The organism is Massilia sp. CT11-108 (assembly GCF_047302915.1).
GTDB lineage: Bacteria > Pseudomonadota > Gammaproteobacteria > Burkholderiales > Burkholderiaceae_D > Telluria > Telluria orientalis.
In genome coordinates this window covers 1-6,152 of the sequence record NZ_JBKYMO010000348.1, presented here as the reverse complement: position 1 = coordinate 6,152, position 6,152 = coordinate 1, and the positions used below count along the sequence as shown (strand labels likewise).

Annotated in this window: 5 protein-coding genes and 1 pseudogene; 3 read left to right on the top strand and 3 right to left on the bottom strand. The window is 68.0% G+C overall.

The genetic code is table 11. The annotated features are described in order from the left end of the window. Nucleotides 1–583: pseudogene (locus ACEN88_RS22430) on the bottom strand (hypothetical protein); the annotation flags it as partial. 38 nt (nt 584–621) lie between these two features. Further along, nucleotides 622–2,907 (bottom strand): CHASE domain-containing protein, encoded by a 2,286-nt coding sequence (locus tag ACEN88_RS22425; protein ID WP_413343166.1) that lies wholly within the window; start codon nt 2,905–2,907, stop codon nt 622–624. Nucleotides 2,908–3,058: 151 nt separating this feature from the next. Here ACEN88_RS22425 and ACEN88_RS22420 point away from each other — a divergent pair, with 151 nt between their 5' ends. Together ACEN88_RS22420 and ACEN88_RS22415 are read left to right on the top strand one after the other, a co-directional pair. Beyond that, complete coding sequence (locus tag ACEN88_RS22420) at nt 3,059–3,532, top strand: hypothetical protein (protein WP_413343164.1); 474 nt, start codon at nt 3,059–3,061, stop codon at nt 3,530–3,532. A 53-nt stretch (nt 3,533–3,585) separates the two neighbouring features. Then, on the top strand, nt 3,586–4,203 hold the full coding sequence (locus ACEN88_RS22415; RefSeq protein WP_413343162.1) for an LON peptidase substrate-binding domain-containing protein: 618 nt from the start codon (nt 3,586–3,588) through the stop codon (nt 4,201–4,203). Nucleotide 4,204: 1 nt separating this feature from the next. Here the strand turns inward: ACEN88_RS22415 and ACEN88_RS22410 are convergent, their stop codons facing one another. Next, nucleotides 4,205–4,636 (bottom strand): EF-hand domain-containing protein, encoded by a 432-nt coding sequence (locus tag ACEN88_RS22410; protein ID WP_413343160.1) that lies wholly within the window; start codon nt 4,634–4,636, stop codon nt 4,205–4,207. Nucleotides 4,637–4,923: 287 nt separating this feature from the next. On the opposite strand from ACEN88_RS22410, the gene ACEN88_RS22405 reads away from it, so the two are divergent. Further along, a partial coding sequence (locus ACEN88_RS22405) for a DEAD/DEAH box helicase (RefSeq protein ID WP_413343158.1) occupies nt 4,924–6,152 on the top strand: 1,229 nt, incomplete at its 3' end.

The window sequence follows — 6,152 nt, the reverse complement described above, 5'->3', positions numbered from 1 at the left end:
TCGTGGGCTCGGAGATGTTTAAAACAGACCGCCCGGCGCCCGCGATCATCCGCGCGAATTCGCGCGTGCGCTCCCGCGCGTCGTCCGCGCTGATCGGAATCCCGGCCCAGTGGCACACGGCGCGGCACAGCACTTCCTGCGCGGCCTCGTGCACGACGACCTGCGCGTTGCCCGTCCACTGCGCGAAGCGCGTGCGCCATTCGGCCGCGGCCAGGCCGACGAGGCGCTGCCGCTCCAGGGGGCTGAACAACGACATCAGCATGGCCTTGCGCTTCTTGTGCGCCTCGCCGTCCAGCGCCATCACGCTGCCGAAGTCCTGCAGCAGGGCCATCGTCGTCGCCGGCAGCGCGTGGCGGCGCGTGAAGCGGCCGGGTTGATAAAACATGCGGCCCGCGTCCTCGCCGCGCACGCACAGCACGCGCCGCAGCATCAGGCGGGTCGCGAACATGTCGCTGTCCAGCGCGGCGTAACGGCGCGGCATGAACTCGTAGCCTTGCGCCAGAAAGGCGATCGAGTTGTCGAAACCCGGGGCGCGCGGTGCGGCGTCGAGGGCGTCGGCGTGGTGGTGGTCGGTATTGCTCAAGACTTCTCCTGCGGTGGTGATACCAGATACCCGGTGCGTCAGTGCGGCACGGGCACGAAGGCGGGATCGGGCGTGTCCTGCAGCGCGCGCGGCAGGTAGATGGTCACGGTCGTGCCGTCTCCCTCGCGGCTCGCCAGCCGGATATGGCCGCCGCTCTGCTTGACGAAGCCGTGCGCCATCGACAGGCCCAGGCCCGTGCCCTTGCCCTCGGGCTTGGTCGTGAAGAACGGCTCGAACGCCCGCTCGATCACGTCGGGCGGCATGCCGCTGCCCGTGTCGCTGACGGCGATCGTGACGAATTCGCCGGGACGGATGCCGGGGTAGGCCAGCTGGTCGGCCGGATCGACCGTGATGTTGGACAGCGTGATGGTGACGGTGCCGCCGCCCTCCATCGCGTCGCGCGCATTGATCACGAGGTTCAGCAGCACGTTTTCCAGCTGGTTCGGATCGACGAGGACGTTCCACAGGTCGGGTGCGATGTCCATGCGGATCGCGACGCTGTCGCCGACGGCGCGGTGCAGCAGCGCGTCCATGCGTTCAATGAGCTGGGCCAGGTTGACGACGCTCGGGTGCAGCGGCTGGCGCCGCGCGAAGGCGAGCAGTTGGGCGGCCAGCTTCTTGCCCCGTTCGACGGCGTCGAGGATGTTCAGCAGGCGCTTGCGGCCGTTGTCGTCGCTGCGCAGCATCAGCTGGACGTTGGCGCTGATGATGTGCAGGATGTTGTTGAAGTCGTGCGCCACGCCGCCGGTCAGCTTGCCGACGGCTTCCAGCTTCTGCGAGCGCAGCAGCGCGGCGCGCGCTTCCTCCAGGCCTTGCTGGCGCTGCCGCTCGCGTTCCGCTGTTTCCTTGCGCGGGCGGATGTCGCGCACGAACGCCGTGATGCCGTAGCCGTGCTTCGTCGCCAGCGGCGTCATCGCAACCTCCACCGGGATCGCGTGGCCGTCGCGCGTCAGCGCCGTCGTTTCCGTCGGGCCCGTCAGCATCGCGCAGGTGCCGCTCTGGGCGAACCGCACCAGGCAGTCCCGCCACGCCGCGCGCCCGGACGCCGGGACCAGGAGGTCGAGCACGTCGTGCCCCACCGCTTCGTCCTCGCGCCAGCCGAACAGTTTGCAGGCCTGCAGGTTCCAGTCCGTGATGCGGCCGTCGGGTGCGATGGCGATGAAGGCGTCGTACGCCGTCTGCAGGATCAGGCGCACGCGCTCGCGTTCGGCGTCGATGCGGTCGCGCGAGGCGCGCAGTTCCACCGTCATCCCCTGTGCCAGCTGCAGCGCGCGGCGGCGTTCGGAGGCCAGCAGCCAGACGACGAGCGCCAGCAGCATGCCCAGGCCGACGCCCGTCAGCGCGATCGCGACGGTCGTGCGGCGCTCCAGCGACGCCTCGAAACGGGGCATCGAGTGGATGGCGACGGTCCATGTGCGGCCGGCGCTGTCGACCGTCGTCTGGTAGCTCAGCAGCGGCTTGCGGCCGGCGGGGCCGGCACCGGACGACCGGTAGAGCAGGGCGTCCGCGGTGGGCGCCAGGCCATCGTAGATCTCGACGAGCAGATCGTCCGCGTGCTCGCCCCCCAGGCCGCGCATCAGGTCGTTCATCCGGAACGGCGCGTACACCCAGCCGACGATGGCGGCGCGCCGGGCGTCGAGCGAGTCGTGCACGAGGCCGGCCTCGTACACCGGCATGTACATCAGGAAGCCGGGCTGGCCGCCGTTGCCGCCTTCCTGCACCAGCACGACCTTGCCGGTGGCGGCCGCATGGCCGGTATCGCGCGCCTGCTCCATCGCCGCGCGCCGCACCGGCTCGCTGAACATGTCGTAGCCGAAGGCGCGCAGATTGCGTCCCGAGAACGGCTCGATGCGCGTGATCGACGTGATCACGGGCCGCGGCCCGGGCGGCTTGATCGCATAGTCGCGAAAGCCTTCGGCACGCATCGCGGCGACGTGCGCGTCGAGCCGGCCGGGCGGGATGATCGCGGCGATGCCCAGCGCCTCGATGCCGGGGAAGTGTTCGTTCAGGCGTAGCAGGTCGTAGTACTCGGCGAATGCACCGCGGTCGATCTCGACCGAGCCGCGCAGGAAGCCGCTCGTGGCCAGCAGCACTTCCTCGTAGACGTCCATGCGCCGGTCGATGCTGGCCGCCATGTCGCGTGCGCGGAAATTGAAATTGCCGGCCAGTTCGGCCGCCGCGGTCCGCTGCGCATTGCCGGCCACCATATAGGTCACGATCAGCGCGGCGAGAAACGCGAGCGCGGCCAGGAGCAGGGGAAGGTGGACCGGGCTGCGCGGCGACGGGCGGGTGGCTGGAACGGGCGATGGGTCTGGACGCGGCATGAATGCAGTACGCTGTACTCGACAAGGGAAAAGGTGGCAATGGTCCATTGCCGGCAGGGCAAGCGTGCCGTCATGACAGGATACGCGGGTGCCCACGAAATCGGCGCACAACAGGGCGCGTACCGTCCGGCTACAATGAGCGTTTTACGCCATGCCGATGCCTTTCCACTTCTCCACGATGAGCCTGCTGCAGCGCGTGCGCCGGGGTGCCGCGCTGGCCCTCGTCGCCGTCCTGCTGTGGGCCGCGCTCGCGCCCGTGCGCTACCCGACGCGCGAGCACACGTTCGTGTTCCCGCGCGGCGCGGCCATCCTGCGCGGGGAGGATGCCGGCCTGGTGCCGGCCGAGGTGCAGCTGACGCTGGGCGTGCGCGACGTCCTGCTGCTGCACAACCGCGACATCGCGCCGCACGTGTTCGGGCAGGTGCTCGTGCTGCCGGGCCACGCGTTCCGCCTGCCGTTCGAGCAGGCCGGCGACTACGTGTACGCCTGCGACGCGGCGCCCGGCCATGCCGTTACGGTGCGCGTGGGCGATCATCCCGATCCCGGCTGGGCGCGCCTCGGGTGGCGCCTGCGCGCCCTGGCCGAGGCCGTACGCACCCTGCCGATCGTCGCGCCGGACGACTGACGGGACATGCAATCGTGCTCCGTCCCGCGCGGCGAATCTGTCATGATGCGCGCATGGCCACGATCACGTTACCCCTGTTCCCGCTCAGTACGGTCCTGTTTCCGGATGGCGTGCTGCCGCTACAGATCTTTGAGGTACGCTACCTCGACATGATCAGCCATTGCCTGACGGAAGACGAGCCGTTCGGCGTCGTGCTGCTGACGCATGGCCAGGAAGTGCGTACCCCGCAGGGCCAGGAAAAGTTCGCGTCCGCAGGCACGCTGGCCTCCGTGCAGGACACGACGGCCTCCACGCCGGGGCTGCTGCAGGTGGTGTGCCGCGGCGGCGCGCGTTTCAATGTCCTGGAAAGCGAACGCCGCACGAACGGCCTGTGGATGGCCGAGGCGGAATTGCTGGAAGACGATCACATCGTGCGCATCCCGTCCGACCTGAAAGGCGCGGCCGATGCGCTCGACCGCGTGCTGGCGTCACTGCACGACGTGCCGCAGAGCCGCTGGCCCGTGCAGCCGCCGTTCCGCCTGGACGATTGCGGCTGGGTGGCCAACCGCTGGTGCGAGCTGCTGCCGCTGCCCAATCACCAGAAGCAGAGCATGCTCATGCTGGACAATCCGATGATCCGGCTGGAGCTGCTGCATGACGTGCTCGACGAGCACGGCTTGATCACGTCGTAATCTACGCTTCGACGCTGACGGCGCTACTGGTCGAGGACGTGTCGCCGTCGTCCGGATACGCTTTCAGCAACTGCAGCGCATGGGCCGCACCGCCCGCGCCGCCCGCACCGCCCGGCGGCGGACCGGGCGGGGGACCGTCCGGCCGGATGCCGCCGCCGTTCACGCGCGACGCGTCGAACTGGGCGTTGAGCTGGTCGGACAACTTGGTCATCGCATCCGTGAGCTCGCTCTTGGTGACCTTGCCGTCGCCATCGCCGTCGAGGGCGCTGAAGGCGTCGTCGATGTCGCCCGACTGCATGCCGCCGCCATCGTCCGTCGCCGAGAGCGCGCTCTGCAGGTCGGTCTTCTCGATATAGCCCTGGTTCTTCGTATCGAGTTTGGAAAAGACGGAATCGGCCCACGTCGACAGGCCACCGCTGATGCTCGCTACCATGTTGGAATCCTTTATTTAATGAACTATTTATTCAAAGAATTATCGGTCCGGCAAGCGATTTAAAGCTGTAAAGGCGCGTAAAGGTAGGTAAAAACACGGATTTCATATACAGGGGGTAGGATTTGAGGTAACCTTGAGCGCGATTTAGATTCTCTACGTCAGCCTAAGCCGCCGCTCCCGGCCAAGCCCGCGCGAGGCGCGTCCCGTCACCCCGGTTTACCCGCGTTGGCCCAGCCTGGGCAGCAGCCCGGCCGTAGAACGCAACGATTCATTGCCCGAAAGAAAACATGTCTGAAACACCGACCACTATTGAAGCTGGCGGCGCGCCGACCGTGCGCTTCGCCGATTTCGGCCTCGCGCCTGAGATCCAGCGTGCGCTGTCGGACCAGGGCTATGTCCATCCGACCCCGATCCAGGCCCAGGCGATCCCCATCGTCCTGCAGGGCCGCGACGTCATGGGCGCGGCCCAGACCGGCACCGGCAAGACGGCGAGCTTCTCGCTGCCGATCATCCAGTTGCTGCTGCCGCATGCCAACACGAGCATGTCGCCCGCGCGCCATGCCGTGCGCGCCCTCGTGCTGACGCCGACGCGCGAACTGGCGATCCAGGTTGCCGAGAACGTCAAGGCCTATGCCCAGCACACGCCGCTGCGCTCCACCGTCGTCTTCGGCGGCATGGACATGAAGCCGCAGACCGAGATCCTGCGCCGCGGCGTCGAGATCGTCATCGCCACGCCGGGCCGCCTGCTCGACCACGTGGAGCAGAAGAACATCAGCCTGGCCCAGGTCCAGATGCTCGTGATGGACGAAGCCGACCGCATGCTCGACATGGGCTTCCTGCCCGACCTGCAGCGCATCATCAACCTGCTGCCGAAGAAGCGCCAGAACCTGATGTTCTCGGCCACGTTCTCGCCGGAGATCAAGAAGCTGGCGTCCAGCTTCCTGACCGACCCGCTGACGATCGAAGTCGCGCGCAGCAACGCCACCAACACCTCGATCACGCAGGTGCTGTACAAGGTCGACGAAGAGCAGAAGCGCAACGTCGTCGAGCACCTGATCCGCGCGCGCGACCTGAAGCAGGTTCTCGTGTTCTCGAACACCAAGATCGGTGCGTCGCGCCTGGCACGCTACCTCGAGCAGGCCGGCATCAAGGCCTCCGCCATCCACGGCGACAAGACGCAGCAGGAGCGCATCGCCGCGCTGGACGCGTTCAAGAACGGCGACATCGACGTGCTCGTCGCGACCGACGTCGCGGCGCGCGGCCTCGACATCACCGACCTGCCGTGCGTGATCAACTACGACCTCCCGTACAACGCGGAAGATTACGTGCACCGCATCGGCCGCACGGGCCGCGCCGGCGCCACGGGCGATGCGCTGTCCGTGTATTCGGACAAGGACGAGCGCCTGCTGGTCGACATCGAGAAGCTGATCAAGCAGACCATCACGCGCGGCGAACTGACGGGCTTCTCCCCGTCGCGCGGCGTCGAGCGCAGCGAGCGCCCGGGCGACCGCCGCAG